The organism is Burkholderia sp. Bmkn7, assembly GCF_041103175.1.
In the GTDB taxonomy this organism is placed as follows: domain Bacteria; phylum Pseudomonadota; class Gammaproteobacteria; order Burkholderiales; family Burkholderiaceae; genus Burkholderia; species Burkholderia cepacia.
In genome coordinates, this window is sequence record NZ_JBGCUH010000002.1 from 1,357,522 (window position 1) to 1,373,713 (window position 16,192).

A 16,192-nucleotide genomic window follows, 5' to 3' on the forward strand; every position below is an offset into this window, starting at 1 on the left:
ATCCAGTCTCACCGGAGCATCCGTCATGCACAAGATGGTTTTCATCAACCTGCCCGTGGCCGACCTGCCGCGCGCGAAGACGTTCTACCAGGCACTCGGTTTCGAGGTCGTGCCGGCCTACACCAACGAACAGGCCGCCTGCATCAAGATCAGCGACACGATTTTCGCGATGCTGCTCGTGCGGCCGTTTTTCCAGACCTTCACCAGCAAGACCATCGTCGATCCGGCGACGCAGGTGCAGGCGCTGACGTGCCTCTCGTGCGACAGCCGCGCCGAGGTCGACGCGATCGTCGCGAAGGCGCTCGCGGCCGGCGGGTCCGCGCCGCAGGCGCCGCGCGAGTATCCGAACATGTACGGCCACGGGTTCGACGATCCGGACGGCCATGCATGGGAGCTGATGGCCATGCCGCTGGATGCGTCCGCCCAGGGGCAGGCGTCGTGACGCTCGAGGCGACTCACCGTGCGATCGAAGCGGTCTGGCGGATCGAGGCGCCCAAGATCATCGCGCGCGCCGCGCGCGTGGTGCGCGACGTCGGCGTGGCCGAGGAACTGGCGCAGGACACGCTCGTCGCGGCGCTCGAGCACTGGCCCGTCGACGGCGTGCCCGACAACCCGGCCGCGTGGCTGATGACGGCCGTGAAGCGCCGCGCGCTCGACCGGGTCCGGCAGGAGTCGCTCCACGCGGCGAAACGCGACCAGCTCGGCCACGAGATGGACGCGCTCGAAGCGCATGTCGTGCCCGACATCGCGGATGCGCTCGCCGACGCGAGCGACGACGACATCGGCGACGATCTGCTGCGGTTGATCTTCACGTCGTGCCACCCGGTGCTGTCGACCGATGCGCGCGTCGCGCTGACGCTGCGGCTGCTCGGCGGGCTGACGACGGGCGAGATCGCGCGCGCGTTCCTGACGCCCGAGCCGACGATCGCGCAGCGGATCGTGCGCGCCAAGCGCACGCTCGCGGCGGCGCACGTGCCGTTCGAGGTGCCGGCCGCCGATGCGCGGCCCGCGCGGCTCGCGTCGGTGCTCGAGGTGATCTATCTCGTGTTCAACGAAGGCCACGCGGCGACCGCGGGCGACGACTGGACACGCCCGGCGCTGTGCGACGAGGCGCTGCGGCTCGGCCGCGTGCTGGCCGGGCTGGCGCCGGACGAGAGCGAAGTGCTCGGGCTCGTCGCGCTGATGGAACTGCAGGCGTCGCGCATGCACGCGCGCACCGACGCGCAGGGCCGGCCCGTCCTGCTGCTCGACCAGGATCGCAGCCGCTGGGATCCGCTTTTGATCCGGCGCGGCCTCGCGGCGCTGGAGCAGGCGACGAAGCTCGGCGGCGTGCGCGGGCCGTATGCGTTGCAGGCTGCACTCGCCGCCTGCCATGCGCGTGCGCGGCAGGCGGCGGACACGGACTGGGCGCAGATCGTCGCGCTGTACGACGCGCTCGCCGAGGTCGCGCCGTCGCCGGTCGTCGAACTGAATCGCGCGGTGGCCGTCGGGATGGCATTCGGGCCCGCCGCGGCGCTCGAACTCGTCGACGTGCTGCGCGACGATCCGGCGCTTGCGCGTTATCACTGGCTGCCGAGCGTGCGCGGCGACCTGCTGGCGAAGCTCGGCCGTGCCGACGAGGCCAAGGCCGAATTCCGCCGCGCGGCGGAACTGACGCGCAACGAGCGCGAGCGCGAACTGTTGCTCAGGCGTGCGACCGACGCGTGAGGCGCGCAGCGCCCAGCACGCACACGCACACGCACACGCACACGCACACGCACACGCGAACGCGAACGCGAACGCGCACCGCGCACCGCGCACCGCGCACCGGACACCGGACACCACCCGCCACCCGCCACCCGCCACCCGCCACCCGCCACCCGCCACCCGCCACCCGCCACCCGCCACCCGGCAACGCATCCCGGCAACGCATCCCGCCCCGCCGCGCAACGCGCCGACTATCGTCCGGATTGAAAAAGCCTATTGGGGGATGCGAACGCGAGCGCCTAGATTGAAGAGCACGATACGCGCGCCGCGACGCACGCATCGTTCCCCACATACCTGATCGGCCCGGCTTCGCACGCGGCCGCGCCGACTCGAACGGAGGCGCAAATGGCTCAACTCAAGGGCAGCAAAACCGAAGAGAACCTGAAGGCCGCATTCGCGGGCGAATCGCAGGCGAACCGGCGTTATCTGTATTTCGCTTCGAAGGCTGACGTCGAAGGCCAGAACGACGTCGCCGCGCTGTTCCGCTCGACCGCCGAAGGCGAAACCGGCCATGCGCACGGCCATCTCGAATACCTGGAAGCCGTCGGCGATCCGGCAACGGGCTTGCCGTTCGGTTCCTCGCGACTGAATCTCGAATCGGCGATCGCCGGCGAAACGCACGAATACACGGACATGTATCCGGGCATGGCGAAGACGGCGCGCGACGAGGGCTTCGACGAAATCGCGAACTGGTTCGAGACGCTCGCGAAGGCTGAACGCAGCCACGCGAACCGCTATACGAAGGCGCTGGACAGTCTCGTCGACTGACGGGCCGCCGCGGGCCGCACGGCAGGCCGTGCGACCGGCAAGCGGCCGGCTGTTCGTTCATCGCTGCCCGCACGCGCGGGCGGCGCTGGCGCGCATGCGCGCCACGCTGGAGCGCCCCATGCCCCACAAGGAAGGCAGTCTCGAAGCCCCGACCCGGCATCCGCTCGACTGGCAGTCCGATGCGTTCTACGACCAGGCCGCGATCGACGCGGAAATGACGCGCGTGTTCGACATCTGTGCCGGATGCCGGCGCTGCGTGTCGCTGTGCGGCGCGTTTCCGACGCTGTTCGACCTGGTCGACGACACGCCGATGGGCGATATCGAGGAAGTGCCGAAGGCGGCGTTCGGCAAGGTCGTCGACCAGTGCTACCTGTGCGACCTCTGCTACATGACGAAATGCCCGTACGTGCCGCCGCACGCATGGAACGTCGACTTCCCGCACCTGATGCTGCGCGGCAAGGCCGCGCGCTACAAGCGCGGCGAAGCGACATTGCGCGACAAGGTGCTGTCGAACACCGACGCGCTCGGTCACTTTGCCGGCATTCCGATCGTCACGCAGGCGGTGAACGCGGTGAACCGTACGCCGCCCGCGCGTCATGCGCTCGAAGCGACGCTCGGCGTCGATCGCCATGCGTGGCTGCCGGAATTCGCGCCGCGCAAGTTCCGGCGCGCGGCGAAACCGTCGGACGGCCTGCCCGTGCGCGACGGCGAACGCACGCCCGGCAAGGTCGCGATCTACGCGACCTGCTACGTGAATTTCAACGAGCCGGGCATCGGCCACGACCTGCTCGCGATCCTCGCGCACAACGACATCCCTTACGAGCTCGTCACGCGCGAAGCCTGCTGCGGAATGCCGCTGCTCGAGCAGGGCAATCTCGCCGGCGTGGCCGCGAAGAAGGACGTGAACCTGCCCGTACTCGAGCGCTATGCGCGCGAAGGTTATGCACTGATCGGCGCGATTCCGAGCTGCGTGCTGATGTACAAGAGCGAGCTGCCGCTGATGTTCCCCGGCGACGACGCGGTGCGCGCGGTGGCCGACGCATTCTGGGATCCGTTCGAATACGTGATCGCGCGGCATCGCGACGGGTTGCTGAAGACCGATTTCAAGACGGGCCTCGGCACCGTGTCGTATCACGTGCCCTGCCATGCGCGCGTGCAGAACATCGGTCGCAAGACGGCCGACGCGCTGTCGCTCGTGCCCGATACGCGCGTGAACGTCGTCGAGCGCTGCTCGGGCCACGCGGGCACGTTCGGCGTGAAAAAGGAGTTTCATGCGGACGCGATGCGGATCGGCGGCCCCGTGTTCAAGGCGATGGCCGAGCCGCAGCCGGATTTCGTGTCGTCGGACTGCGCGCTGGCCGGCCATCACATCGTGCAGGGCATCGACGAGAACGGGCTGCCGTCCGCGCCGCTCGCGCATCCGCTCACGCTGCTGCGCCGCGCATACGGCATCTGAGCCGCCGCAGGCCGACCCACGAGGACATCCCATGACGTTGACCCGCGACTCCCTGCTGACGCTCGAAGCGTACGCGAAGATCCGCAAGGCCGAACACGCGCGGCTCGTCGCGTACAAGCGCCGCCGCGCGGTAGCCCTCGGCAACCACCTGCGCTTCCTGTTCGAGGACGAGACGACGATCCGCTATCAGATCCAGGAGATGCTGCACATCGAGAAGATCTTCGACCAGGCCGGCATCGAAGGGGAGCTGGAAGCGTATCTGCCGCTCGTGCCCGACGGCACGAACCTGAAGGCGACGATGCAGATCGAGTATGAGCACGAGGTCGAACGGCGGGCGGCGCTCGCGCGGCTGATCGGTGTCGAGGATCGCGTGTACCTGCAGGTCGACGGCCACGCGCGCATTTATGCGATCGCCGACGAGGATCTCGAGCGCGACAACGCCGAGAAGACGTCGGCCGTGCACTTCTTGCGCTTCGAGCTCGACGCGCCGATGCGCGCGGCGCTCAAGGGCGGGGCGGCGCTGTCGATCGGCTGCGATCACCCGGCCTACACGATGCCGGCGCAGCGCGTGGACGCAGACGTGACCGCATCGCTGGCCGGCGATCTGCGCTGACGCGTCCGCAGCACGTCAGCGGCGCTTCCGGCACGTCCGGTGCGTCCTGCGCACCGGTTTCCATTTTTCCGTTCCGACCCGAAACGCGATCTCCGCACGCGATGCGACGCGTATCGCTCGCCTGCCGCCGCGAAGATGTAACAGGCGTCACGAACTTGCATCCAGCGAAAGACGTGCATCGCACGTCACCGTGCTTTCATCACTCGCAGAGAAACAATAAAAAGATTGTGCACGGAGATAATTAAAATCGGCGAAATTTGAATGATTTACCGATTCGTGAATATCTTGTTACGCTTTTTTCCCTGATTTACCGATGTTGGGAAGCAATGCGCGGGATTGTTGCCGGCAGGGGGCGCGCCGGCCCGAAAATGCCCATTCGCGGGCATTCTTCATACGCTGGAGAGCCCCGCCAGACGGGCCTTTGCAGCGTCGGGCATAAAGATCCCGCAAAAAAATTCAAGCATAAATACATTACGCACCCTTGGCAGGTTGTTTCAGTGCGTAACATTAAGTCATTGTCATATTGAGATAAACCCTAGGGATGGTATGCTTCGTGCACAAAAATTCCCACATTGGAGTGAGACCGTGATTTGTGCGCCATTGCCGGGAATGGCGGCACCGTGAAAGTGCGGTGTCGCACCGGCATGCACAACACCGGATAAGCATAATGTGCAACCTGGCCGCCCCGCGACGCGATGTGTCGCGATGGCGCCGCCAATCGCAGCCCCGGCCTGGCTGCGTGGAGAGATCTACTATGTTCTTCGATGAGCTTACCGATGAAGAGTGGTTTCGTCTTTCAACGCTGATCGCCGATGAACCCATCCGGCTGAACCGTCGTGGGCGTCCGCGTGCCGAACCGCGCGTCGTCGCCAACGCGGTGCTCTGGATCCTGACGACCGGTGAAGCCTGGTCGAAGCTGCCCGGTCGTTACCCGTCCGGGCCGACGTGCCGTCGCCGTTACGAGGAATGGCTGGCGTCCGGCACGCTGCTGCAGATGATCGACGTGCTGACCCAGTTCAGCGGGCGCACGTTCGCGTATATCCCGCCGCCGCCGGTGCCGGTCGTGCCCGCACGCCGTGCCGAGCCCGTGCCCGACAACGATCGTTTGCGCGGCGTGTTCTGGCAAAACCCCGAGTCGTGGCAATTGCCGGTCGCGCACGCAAACGTTTGGGATGGCGAAGGCGCGTCGCAGTCGTCCATCCAGGACGACGCCGAAGCGCGGCCGTCCGACGCGTCGTTCGTGGTGCCGGGCGCGCGGTCGGTGGAGTTGCGCCATGCGCGTGCGTCGTCGGCGAGCTTCGCCGCGGCCGAACCGCAAGTCGACGAGTATCGCGGCTATACGATCCGCGGCATCGCGCAGCCCGTGCAGAACCTGATGTATCGCGCGTGGGCCGAGATCTCGCAGGACGAGCGGCGCGTCGAGCGTTCGGGCCTGATCGGCCCGCGCTTCACCGATGCCGAGGAAGCCGAGCAGTTCGCGCTCGACTGGGCACGTCAGTGGATCGATCGCCATGGCGCGAGCGACGAACCGGCACGCGCGCCGCAAGGCGAGGTGCTGGCCGGCCTGTCCGCGCTCGCGCGTGCGGAGTCGGACATCAAGCGCTTCATCGCCGAGCGTCACACGAGCGCGCTGTCCGAAAGCCGCAACGATCCGGTGCAGCAGGAGCGTCGCGAATACGTGTACCGCGTGGGCTGATCGCCGCACCGGTGAAAAGGGCGGGCCGTCGTGTGCCACGACGCCCGCTCGGAAGCCTCGTCTTTCCATGCCTGCATCGCCCGGGGCGCCGCCGTCGAAGCGGCGCCCCGGGCGTGTACGTGTGTTACTGGCGGCCGTAGGTATCGTCGAAGCGGACGATGTCGTCCTCGCCGAGATACGCACCCGACTGCACTTCGATCAGCTCGAGCGGCATCTTGCCCGGGTTCTCGAGGCGATGCGACACGCCGAGCGGGATGTACGTCGATTCGTTTTCGGACAGCAGGAACGTTTCGTCGCCGCGCGTGATGCGCGCGGTGCCGCGCACGACGATCCAGTGTTCGGCGCGGTGGTGGTGCATCTGCAGCGACAGCCGCGCACCCGGTTTCACGACGATGCGTTTCACCTGGAAGCGTTCGCCCATGTCGACCGAGTCGTAGTGGCCCCACGGGCGATGCACCTTGCGGTGATCGGACGCTTCCGCGCCGCGTTGCGCCTTGATGCGCCCGACGATTTTCTTCACGTCCTGCACGCGCGACTTGTCCGCGACGAGCACGGCGTCGGGGGTTTCGACGACGACGAGGTTCTGCGTGCCGACGCAGGCGACGAGCCGGCTTTCCGAATGCGCGAACGTCGATTCCGCGTCTTCGAGCAGCACGTGGCCGCGGCCGACGTTGCCGGCTTCGTCCTTCTCCGAGATCTGCCAGATTGCATCCCACGAGCCGACGTCCGACCAGCCCGCGTCGAGCGGCACGACGACGCTCTCGCACAGTTGCGGCAGGCTCGCGAGCGGCTCCATCACCGCGTAGTCGATCGAGTTCGACGGCGACGCGGCGAATGCGTCGCGATCGACGCGGAAGAAATCGCCATCGGCCTTGCCCTGGGCGACGGCCTGTTCGCAGGCCGCGTAGATCGCGGGTTCGAGCTGGCGGATCGCCTTCAGCCACACCGATGCGCGCACGATGAAGATCCCGCTGTTCCACCAGTATTCGCCCGATGCGACGTACTGCTGAGCGAGTTCGAGATGCGGTTTCTCGACGAAACGATCGAGGCGGCGCACGTCGAGGCTGCCCGTCGCGGCGTCGCCGAGCGGCGCGCCGACGCGGATGTAGCCGTAGCCGGTTTCCGCGTGCTTGGGCACGATGCCCATCGTCGCGATCCGGCCTTGCTTCGCGCAGTGCACGCCGGCCGCGACCGCGGCGTGAAAGCGCGGCAGGTCGGCCACCGCATGGTCGGCCGGCATCACGGTCATGATCGCGTCGTTGGCGTCGGCGACGAGCCGCAGCGCGGCGAGCGTCAGCGCGGGCGCGGTGTCGCGGGCGATCGGCTCGAGCATGATCGACGCGGACTTGCCGGTCAGGCGCAGCTGTTCGGCGGTCGTGAAGCGGTGATCCTCGCCGCATACGATCAGCACGTCGTCGGTTAGCGGATGATCGCCCGCCAGGCCGTCGAGGCGCAGCGCGGTCGACTGCAGCAACGAATGTTCGCCGAGCAAGCCGATCAGCTGTTTCGGAAAGCGCTCGCGCGACATCGGCCACAGGCGCGTGCCGGAGCCGCCGGCGAGAATCACCGGTTGCACGGCGACGCGCGTGCCGGCGGCGGGTGCGGCGGAAGGGGAATGGCGCGTTTCGGCAGCCACGGCCGGAGCATTCATGTTGACACTCTCCACGGTTGAAGTCAGTGCCTGCCGTTGTAGCATGAAGTAAATCGACAATAAAACCGGGCCCATTGCCTGATATTCGCCTGGCATTCGCCGGAAAGAATTTTCCTCGCCAGCATCCGGTGCAAATAAAAAAGTAAAAAATAAATCGGTGAATCGGCTGGTGTTGACCGTCCGCAAAGGGCGAGCGGAAACCGTAAAGCTTCCGAAAAATTCCCGATTCGCGATCATTTCGGGAAAAGCTGCCGATTTAATTCAAAAACTACGCAGCAAGAATTTCCGATTATTTTTCGAAATACTTGTGCGCTTGAGGCGGAATTTTCTTACCGCTTCAATAGCGTCATGCAACGTTTGAATCGAATGTGCGGCACGGGCCGCACGAGGAGCTGTTCGGCAAACGCCTGTTCAAAGAGGAAGCAGACATGTTGAGCGTGCTGGCGAGAGTCATCGATATCGCGATGGTCGTAGCGGGGGCGCTGATCGCCGCCGCACTGCACGGCGGCAGCATCTGGCTCAACGACCTGCAGCGCACGACGGTGCTGTTCGACTGCCTGCTCGTCGTCGTGTTCTTTCCGGCCATCGGCATTTACCAGTCGTGGCGCGGCAAGCGTCTCGTCGGGCTGGTGGGCCGGGTTGCGTTCGCCTGGCTCGTGGTCGAGCTCGCGGGCATCCTGATGAGCTTCAGCTTCCATCAGTCGGGCGACCTGTCGCGGCTGTGGCTGGGTTACTGGGCGCTCGTGACGATGGCGCTGCTCGCCGGCTCGAAAGCCTGCGTGCACGTCGTGCTGCGGCAACTGCGCCGCGGCGGCTACAACCTGAAGGCGGTCGCGATCGTCGGCGGTACGCCGGCGGCGCGGCGGCTGATCGCGCAGATGCGGGCGCGGCCGGAAGCCGGTTTCAACCCGGTGTGCGTCTACGACGAAAGCGAAGCGCCGGGCGAGGTCGCGCTCGACGACGTGCGCATCGAGCGGCAGTTCGAATCGCTGGTGTGGCTGGTGCGCAGCCGCGCGATCAGCGAGCTGTGGCTCACGCTGCCGATCACGGAGGAACGCCGGATTCACCAGATCGTGACCGTGTTCCGCCACGACTTCGTCAACATCCGCTTCATCCCGGACGTGCGCACGCTGTCGTTCTTCAACCAGGAAGTGGTCGAGGTGCTCGGCGTGCCGGCGATCAACCTCGCGGCGTCGCCGATCACCGACGTGCGGATCCTGCCGAAGTTCGTGTTCGACCGGCTGTTCGCGCTGGCCGCACTCACCGCGCTTGCGCCGGTGATGGTGGTGATCGCCGGCCTGATCAAGCTGACGTCGCGCGGGCCGGTGTTCTTCCGCCAGAAGCGCAAGGGCATCGACGGGCACGAGTTCGAGATCTACAAGTTCCGCTCGATGAAGGTGCACCAGGAAGTGGCCGGGCAGGTCACGCAGGCGACCAAGAACGACTCGCGCGTGACGCCGGTCGGCCGGTTCCTGCGCCGCACGAGCCTCGACGAGCTGCCGCAGTTCATCAACGTATTGAAGGGCGAGATGTCGGTCGTCGGCCCGCGCCCGCATGCGCTCGCGCACGACGACATCTACAAGGATCTCGTCAAGGGCTACATGTTCCGCTACCGGATCAAGCCGGGCATCACCGGCTGGGCGCAGATCAACGGCTTTCGCGGCGAGACCGACCAGATCGAGAAGATGATGGGACGCGTGAAGCTCGATCTGTACTACATGCAGAACTGGTCGTTCTGGCTCGACATCAAGATCGTCGTGCTGACGCTCTGGAAAGGCTTCACCGGCAGCAACGCGTACTGAGTACCGAGGCCGCGCCACGCAGGCATCGCGGTTTTACGAATTTCGAATCATTGGTCAAGAGGTCCGACACATCATGAATCTGACTATCATCGGCAGCGGTTACGTAGGTCTTGTCACCGGCGCCTGTCTCGCCGACATCGGGCACGACGTGTTCTGTCTCGACGTCGACCAGGCAAAGATCGACATCCTGAACAACGGCGGCGTGCCGATCCACGAGCCGGGCCTCAAGGAAGTGATCGCGCGCAACCGCTCGGCGGGCCGCCTGCGCTTCTCGACCGATATCGAGGCCGCGGTCGCGCACGGCGACGTGCAGTTCATCGCGGTCGGCACGCCGCCCGACGAGGACGGCTCGGCCGACCTGCAATACGTGCTCGCGGCGGCGCGCAACATCGGCCGCTACATGACGGGCTTCAAGGTGATCGTCGACAAGTCGACGGTGCCGGTCGGCACGGCCGAGCGCGTGCGCGCGGCGGTGGCCGAAGAGCTCGCGAAGCGCGGCGGCGACCAGATGTTCTCGGTCGTGTCGAATCCGGAATTCCTGAAGGAAGGCGCGGCGGTCGACGATTTCACGCGGCCGGACCGCATCGTGATCGGCTGCGACGACGACGTGCCGGGCGAGCGCGCCCGCGAGCTGATGAAGAAGCTCTATGCGCCGTTCAACCGCAACCACGAACGCACGCTGTACATGGACGTGCGCTCGGCCGAGTTCACGAAATACGCGGCGAACGCGATGCTCGCGACCCGCATCTCGTTCATGAACGAGCTGGCGAACCTCGCCGACCGTTTCGGCGCGGACATCGAGGCCGTGCGCCGCGGGATCGGCTCCGATCCGCGCATCGGCTATCACTTCCTGTATGCCGGCTGCGGCTACGGCGGCTCGTGCTTCCCGAAGGACGTCGAGGCGCTGATCCGCACGGCCGACGAGCACGGGCAGGCACTGCAGATCCTGAAGGCCGTGTCGTCGGTCAACGCCACGCAAAAGCGCGTGCTCGCCGAGAAGATCGTCGCCCGCTTCGGCGAGGACCTGACCGGCCGCACGTTCGCGATCTGGGGCCTCGCGTTCAAGCCGAACACCGACGACATGCGCGAAGCGCCGAGCCGCGAGCTGATCGCCGAGCTGCTGTCGCGCGGGGCGCGCATCGCCGCGTACGACCCGGTCGCGCAGCAGGAAGCGCGCCGCGTGATCGCGCTCGATCTCGCCGATCATCCGAGCTGGCTCGAGCGCCTGAGCTTCGTCGACGACGAGGCGCAGGCCGCACGCGATGCCGACGCGCTCGTGATCGTCACCGAATGGAAGATCTTCAAGAGCCCCGACTTCGTCGCGCTCGGCCGCCTGTGGAAAGCGCCGGTGATCTTCGACGGCCGCAACCTGTACGAGCCGGAGACGATGAGCGAGCAGGGCATCGAATACCACCCGATCGGCCGGCCGGGCTCGCGCCAGGCCGTCGCCGCGCGTGTGCCGGGCACCGCGCCCGCGAGCGCGTAACCCGTTTCCCGTCACTCGTTACGAGACGCCATGTTCCGGAACATCCTGATCGTCTGTCACGCGAACGTCTGCCGCAGCCCGGCGGCGGAAATGCTGTTCAAGTCGCACGCCGCGTCGCGCGGCGGCCCGCGCCCGACGTTCCATTCGGCCGGCGTGCATGCGAACGACGGCGACGGCATCGATCCGGTGATGCGGCAGCTGCTCGCCGAGCGGGGCGTCGATGCGACGACCCACCGCTCGCGGCGGCTGTCGCGCCGGATCGTGCGCGACGCCGACCTGATTCTCGTCAGCGAGCGCGGACAGATCGCGGCCGTCGAACAGGTCGATCCGTTCGCGCGCGGCAAGGTCCACCTGCTCGGCAAGTGGGAAGGGGCCGAGATTGCCGACCCGCACGGCGGCCCCGAGGCCGATTACCGCGAGAGCTACTCACTGATCGAACGTCTGGTTCAAGGATGGCTACAGAAACTATGCTGAAACGCCCGATGCGCCCGGTGGCGCTTGCCGTCGCGCTGACGACCTTCCTGTCAGCCTGTGCAACCGCGCCCGGCAACTACCTCGACTCGTCGAACCTGAAGGACGAAGGCCGGCAGCAAGCGGCCGAGACCTATCCGGTTCATTACATCGACGCCAAAGTGGTGATGGACCAGCTGCAGAAAGCGCAGGTCGATCATCCGCTGCCGCCCGGACGCTATACCGATCCGTCGCAATACGTGTACCGCATCGGGCCGCAGGACATCCTCGGCGTCACCGTCTGGGACCACCCGGAGCTGACGACGCCGCAGGGCCAGTCGTTCTCGAGCGGCGGCAACACGACGCAGACGATCGCGGGCGCGCTGCAGCAACCCTATTCGTCGTCGCTGCCGGGCCAGGCCGATCCTTATGGCCAGACGGTGGCCGCCGACGGCACGATCTTCTTCCCGTTCGTCGGCCGCATCCACGTGGCGGGCAAGACGATCGCGCAGACCCGTGACGAGCTGGCCACGCGACTCGCGCGTTATGTGAAGAATCCGCAGCTCGACGTGCGCGTGCTGTCGTTCCGCAGCCAGAAGGTGCAGGTGACCGGCGAGGTGAAGACGCCGGGCCCGCTCGCGATGAGCGACGTGCCGCTGACGCTGGTCGACGCGATCTCGCGTTCGGGCGGCTCGACGACCGACGCCGATCTGCAGCGCGTGCGCCTGACGCGCGACGGCAAGCTCTACACGCTCGACGCGAACGGCGTGCTCGACCGCGGCGACGTGCGGCAGAACGTGATGCTGCAGCAGGGCGACATCATCAACGTGCCGGACCGCAGCGACAGCCGCGTGTTCATCATGGGCGAGGTCAAGACGCCGGTCACGGTGCCGATGCTCAAGGGCAAGCTGACCATCGCCGACGCGTTGACGGCCGGCGGCGGCATCCTCGACACCGATGCGAACCCGCGCAAGATCTACGTGATGCGCGGCATGCGCGACAACCCGACGAAGCCTGAAGTGTTCCGTCTCGACATGACGCAGCCCGATGCGCTGATGCTGTCGAGCCGCTTCCCGCTTCAGCCGCTCGACGTGGTCTACGTCAGCACGGCCAGCTCGGTGCAGTTCAACCGTGTGCTGCAGCAGGTGTTGCCGACGATCCAGACGATCTTCTACATGCGGCAAATCACGCGCTGATAGCCCGCCGGGGCGGCACCTCCGCCCCGGCACCACTCAAGCGGGAACGAATGGTGAACACGCAAGCGAAACACTCCTACGCGGATCTGTCCGTGAAAACCGAGGAAGAGGACGTCGTCCTCGGCCAGTTGCTCCAGGTGATCATGGACGACATCTGGCTGCTGCTCGGCATCGCGGTGACGGTCGTCGCGCTCGCCGGCCTCTACTGCTACGTCGCGAAGCCGGTGTACCAGGCCGACGTACACGTGCGGGTCGAGAGCAACGACAACACGTCGCAGGCGCTCACGCAGACGCAGACCGGCGCGACGATCAACAGCGGCCCGCAGCAGGCGCAGACCGACGCGGAAATCGAGATCATCAAGAGCCGCGGCGTCGTCGCGCCGGTGGTCGACCAGTTCAAGCTGAATTTCTCGGTCGTGCCGAAGACGCTGCCGCTGATCGGCAGCCTCGCCGCGCGTGTCGCGACGCCGGGCACGCCGTCGCGGCCGTGGCTCGGCCTGAAATCGTATGCATGGGGCGGTGAAGTCGCCGACGTCGATTCGATCAGCGTCGTGCCCGCGCTCGAAGGCAAGAAGCTGACGCTGACGGCTGGCCCGAACGGCACTTATTCGCTCGTCGACCAGAACGGCACGCGGCTGCTGTCGGGCCAGGTCGGCGAATCGACGCAGGGCGGCGGCGTGACGCTGCTCGTGTCGAAGCTCGTCGCGCGCCCCGGCACGCAGTTCACGGTGGTCCGCTACAACGATCTCGACGCGATCAGCGGGTTCCAGGCCGGCATCCAGGTGACCGAGCAGGGCAAGCAGACGGGCGTCGTGCAGATCTCGCTCGAAGGCAAGGACCCGGACCAGACCGCCGCGATCGCGAACGCGCTCGCGCAGTCGTACCTGAACCAGCACGTGGTCGCGAAGCAGGCCGAAGCGACCAAGATGCTCGACTTCCTGAAGGGCGAGGAACCGCGCCTGAAGGCCGACCTCGAACGGGCGGAAGCCGCGCTGACGCGGTACCAGCGCACGTCGGGCTCGATCAACGCGAGCGACGAGGCGAAGGTCTACCTCGAGGGCAGCGTGCAGTACGAGCAGCAGATCGCCGCGCAGCGCCTGCAGCTCGCGTCGCTCGCGCAGCGCTTCACCGATTCGCACCCGATGGTGATCGCCGCGAAGCAGCAGCTCGCCGAGCTGCAGGGCGAGAAGGACAAGTTCAGCAACCGCTTCCGCAGCCTGCCGGCCACCGAAGTGAAGGCCGTCCAGCTGCAGCGCGACGCGAAGGTCGCCGAGGACATCTACGTGCTGCTGCTGAACCGCGTGCAGGAGCTGTCGGTGCAGAAGGCCGGCACGGGCGGCAACATCCACCTCGTCGACTCCGCGCTGCGTCCGGGCGACCCGGTCAAGCCGAAGAAGGTGCTGATCCTGTCGGCCGCGGTGTTCCTCGGGCTGATCCTCGGCACCGGCGTCGTGTTCCTGCGCCGCAACCTGTTCCAGGGCATCGAGGACCCCGACCGCATCGAGCGCACGTTCAACCTGCCGCTGTACGGGCTGGTGCCGCAAAGCGCCGAACAGGTGAAGCTCGACGCGGCGGCCGAGAAGGGCGGCAGCCGCACACGGCCGATCCTCGCGAGCCTGCGTCCGAAGGATCTGAGCGTCGAGAGCCTGCGCAGCCTGCGCACCGCGATGCAGTTCGCGATGATGGACGCGAAGAACCGCGTGATCGTGCTGACGGGCCCGACGCCCGGCATCGGCAAGAGTTTCCTGACGGTCAACCTCGCGGTGCTGCTCGCGCATTCGGGCAAGCGCGTGCTGCTGATCGACGCCGACATGCGCCGCGGCCTGCTCGACCGCTACTTCGGCCTCACCTCGCAGCCGGGCCTGTCCGAGCTGCTGAGCGACCAGTCGGCGCTCGAGGACGCCGTGCGCGAGACGCCGGTGCAGGGCCTGTCGTTCATCTCGGCCGGCACGCGCCCGCCGAACCCGTCGGAGCTGCTGATGTCGACGCGCCTGCCGCAATACCTCGAAGGGCTCGGCAAGCGCTACGACGTCGTGCTGATCGATTCGCCGCCGGTGCTGGCGGTGACCGACGCGACCATCATCGGCCGCATGGCCGGCTCGACGTTCCTCGTGCTGCGCTCGGGCATGCATACCGAAGGCGAGATCGCCGACGCGATCAAGCGCCTGCGTACCGCGGGCGTCGATCTGGAAGGCGGGATCTTCAACGGCGTGCCGCCGAAGGCGCGCGGCTACGGCCGCGGTTATGCGGCCGTGCATGAATACCTGAGCGCCTGATCCGAATCGCACGTAACCGGGCGGGCCGCGCGTGCCGCCTGTCCGGTCGACAGGAGAACCAACGATGAAAATTTCCGTGCTCGTTCCGACCTATCGGCGCCCCGCCGACCTCGCGCGCTGCCTGCTGGCGCTGCAGCGGCAGCAGCGGCTGCCCGACGAGGTGATCGTCGTCGCGCGCCCGGAGGACGATGCCACGCACGAACGGCTCGCCGATCCGGCGGTCGGCGGCGCGCTGCCGCTGCGCATCGTGCCGGTCGATGTGCCGGGCCAGGTCGCCGCGCTGAACAAGGGGCTCGACTCGGCGAACGGCGACATCGTCGCGATCACCGACGACGACGCGGCACCCCATCCCGACTGGCTCGCCCGCGTCGAGTCGGCGTTCGAGGCCGACCCGCGCGTGGGCGCGGTCGGCGGGCGCGACTGGGTGCACGAGAAGGGCCGCGTGCTCGACGAATCGCGCGAGCTCGTCGGCCAGCTCACGCTGTCCGGCAAGATCGTCGGCAACCATCACCTCGGCGTCGGCGGCATGCGCGAAGTCGACATGCTGAAAGGCGCGAACATGAGCTACCGCCGCGCCGCGATCGAGCGGCTGCGCTTCGACACGCGGCTGCGCGGCGCCGGTGCGCAGGTGCACAACGACATGGGTTTCAGCATGCACGTGCAGCGCAACGGCTGGAAGCTCGTCTACGACCCGGCGATCGCGGTCGATCATTTTCCGGCGGAACGCTTCGACGACGACCGGCGCGATGCCGCGTCGCTGAATGCGATCAGCAACGGCGCGTACAACCTGCACCTGATCCTGCGCGAGCACCTGCCGCCCGTGCGGCGCGAAATCGCGTGGTGGTGGTGGACGCTGGTCGGTACGCGCGTCTACCCGGGCCTCGCGCACGTGCTGCTGTCGCTGCATACGGCGAAGCGCGAGCGGATCCGCGAGCAGTGGCGCGCGGTGCGCCGCGGCGCGCGCGATGCCCGCCGCGCGAACCTTGCCCCCCACCGTGCGGCGATGCCGCCGGTGACGTCTTGAACGAGCCGCGCGCAACGCCGCGCGGCCG

13 protein-coding genes are annotated in these 16,192 nt (G+C 67.1%); 12 read left to right on the forward strand and 1 reads right to left on the reverse strand.

Annotated elements, in window-relative coordinates; translation table 11 throughout:
- Window positions 1–25 precede the first annotated feature (25 nt).
- The 6 genes from AB3K92_RS12105 (at window position 26) to AB3K92_RS12130 (ending at window position 6,279) form a co-directional block, all read left to right on the forward strand.
- Complete coding sequence (locus tag AB3K92_RS12105; RefSeq protein WP_321898182.1) at window positions 26–442, forward strand: VOC family protein; 417 nt, start codon at window positions 26–28, stop codon at window positions 440–442.
- Window positions 439–1,707 (forward strand): RNA polymerase sigma factor, encoded by a 1,269-nt coding sequence (locus tag AB3K92_RS12110; protein ID WP_021164037.1) that lies wholly within the window; start codon window positions 439–441, stop codon window positions 1,705–1,707. The genes AB3K92_RS12105 and AB3K92_RS12110 overlap by 4 nt, the downstream gene beginning before the upstream one ends.
- A gap of 384 nt (window positions 1,708–2,091) precedes the next feature.
- A complete protein-coding gene (locus AB3K92_RS12115; protein ID WP_006497294.1) occupies window positions 2,092–2,514 on the forward strand; it encodes a rubrerythrin family protein in 423 nt (140 codons plus the stop codon).
- A gap of 118 nt (window positions 2,515–2,632) precedes the next feature.
- Complete coding sequence (locus tag AB3K92_RS12120; protein ID WP_021163255.1) at window positions 2,633–3,970, forward strand: heterodisulfide reductase-related iron-sulfur binding cluster; 1,338 nt, start codon at window positions 2,633–2,635, stop codon at window positions 3,968–3,970.
- A gap of 31 nt (window positions 3,971–4,001) precedes the next feature.
- The gene (locus tag AB3K92_RS12125; protein ID WP_021163254.1) at window positions 4,002–4,583 is read left to right on the forward strand and encodes a DUF3501 family protein; all 582 of its coding nucleotides are present in this window, start codon (window positions 4,002–4,004) and stop codon (window positions 4,581–4,583) included.
- 754 nt (window positions 4,584–5,337) lie between these two features.
- Window positions 5,338–6,279 carry a transposase gene (locus AB3K92_RS12130; protein ID WP_021163253.1) on the forward strand — a complete coding sequence of 314 codons (942 nt, stop codon included), beginning with the start codon at window positions 5,338–5,340 and terminating at the stop codon, window positions 6,277–6,279.
- A 124-nt stretch (window positions 6,280–6,403) separates the two neighbouring features.
- Here AB3K92_RS12130 and AB3K92_RS12135 read toward each other — a convergent pair whose 3' ends face one another.
- Complete coding sequence (locus AB3K92_RS12135; protein ID WP_059591696.1) at window positions 6,404–7,930, reverse strand: mannose-1-phosphate guanylyltransferase/mannose-6-phosphate isomerase; 1,527 nt, start codon at window positions 7,928–7,930, stop codon at window positions 6,404–6,406.
- 428 nt (window positions 7,931–8,358) lie between these two features.
- On the opposite strand from AB3K92_RS12135, the gene AB3K92_RS12140 reads away from it, so the two are divergent.
- The 6 genes from AB3K92_RS12140 to AB3K92_RS12165 all read left to right on the forward strand — a co-directional run bounded on the left by AB3K92_RS12140 (window position 8,359) and on the right by AB3K92_RS12165 (window position 16,164).
- The gene (locus tag AB3K92_RS12140) at window positions 8,359–9,732 is read left to right on the forward strand and encodes an undecaprenyl-phosphate glucose phosphotransferase (RefSeq protein WP_042977761.1); all 1,374 of its coding nucleotides are present in this window, start codon (window positions 8,359–8,361) and stop codon (window positions 9,730–9,732) included.
- 73 nt (window positions 9,733–9,805) lie between these two features.
- On the forward strand, window positions 9,806–11,218 hold the full coding sequence (locus AB3K92_RS12145) for a UDP-glucose/GDP-mannose dehydrogenase family protein (RefSeq protein ID WP_048022236.1): 1,413 nt from the start codon (window positions 9,806–9,808) through the stop codon (window positions 11,216–11,218).
- A 30-nt stretch (window positions 11,219–11,248) separates the two neighbouring features.
- Window positions 11,249–11,692, forward strand: coding sequence for a low molecular weight protein-tyrosine-phosphatase (locus AB3K92_RS12150; protein ID WP_021163251.1), 444 nt, complete (start codon window positions 11,249–11,251; stop codon window positions 11,690–11,692).
- Window positions 11,686–12,864 carry a polysaccharide biosynthesis/export family protein gene (locus AB3K92_RS12155; RefSeq protein ID WP_021163250.1) on the forward strand — a complete coding sequence of 393 codons (1,179 nt, stop codon included), beginning with the start codon at window positions 11,686–11,688 and terminating at the stop codon, window positions 12,862–12,864. The genes AB3K92_RS12150 and AB3K92_RS12155 overlap by 7 nt, the downstream gene beginning before the upstream one ends.
- 50 nt (window positions 12,865–12,914) lie before the next feature.
- Window positions 12,915–15,140, forward strand: coding sequence for a polysaccharide biosynthesis tyrosine autokinase (locus AB3K92_RS12160; protein ID WP_369465170.1), 2,226 nt, complete (start codon window positions 12,915–12,917; stop codon window positions 15,138–15,140).
- Between the two features lie 64 nt (window positions 15,141–15,204).
- Complete coding sequence (locus tag AB3K92_RS12165) at window positions 15,205–16,164, forward strand: glycosyltransferase family 2 protein (RefSeq protein WP_059484098.1); 960 nt, start codon at window positions 15,205–15,207, stop codon at window positions 16,162–16,164.
- Window positions 16,165–16,192: the final 28 nt, after the last annotated feature.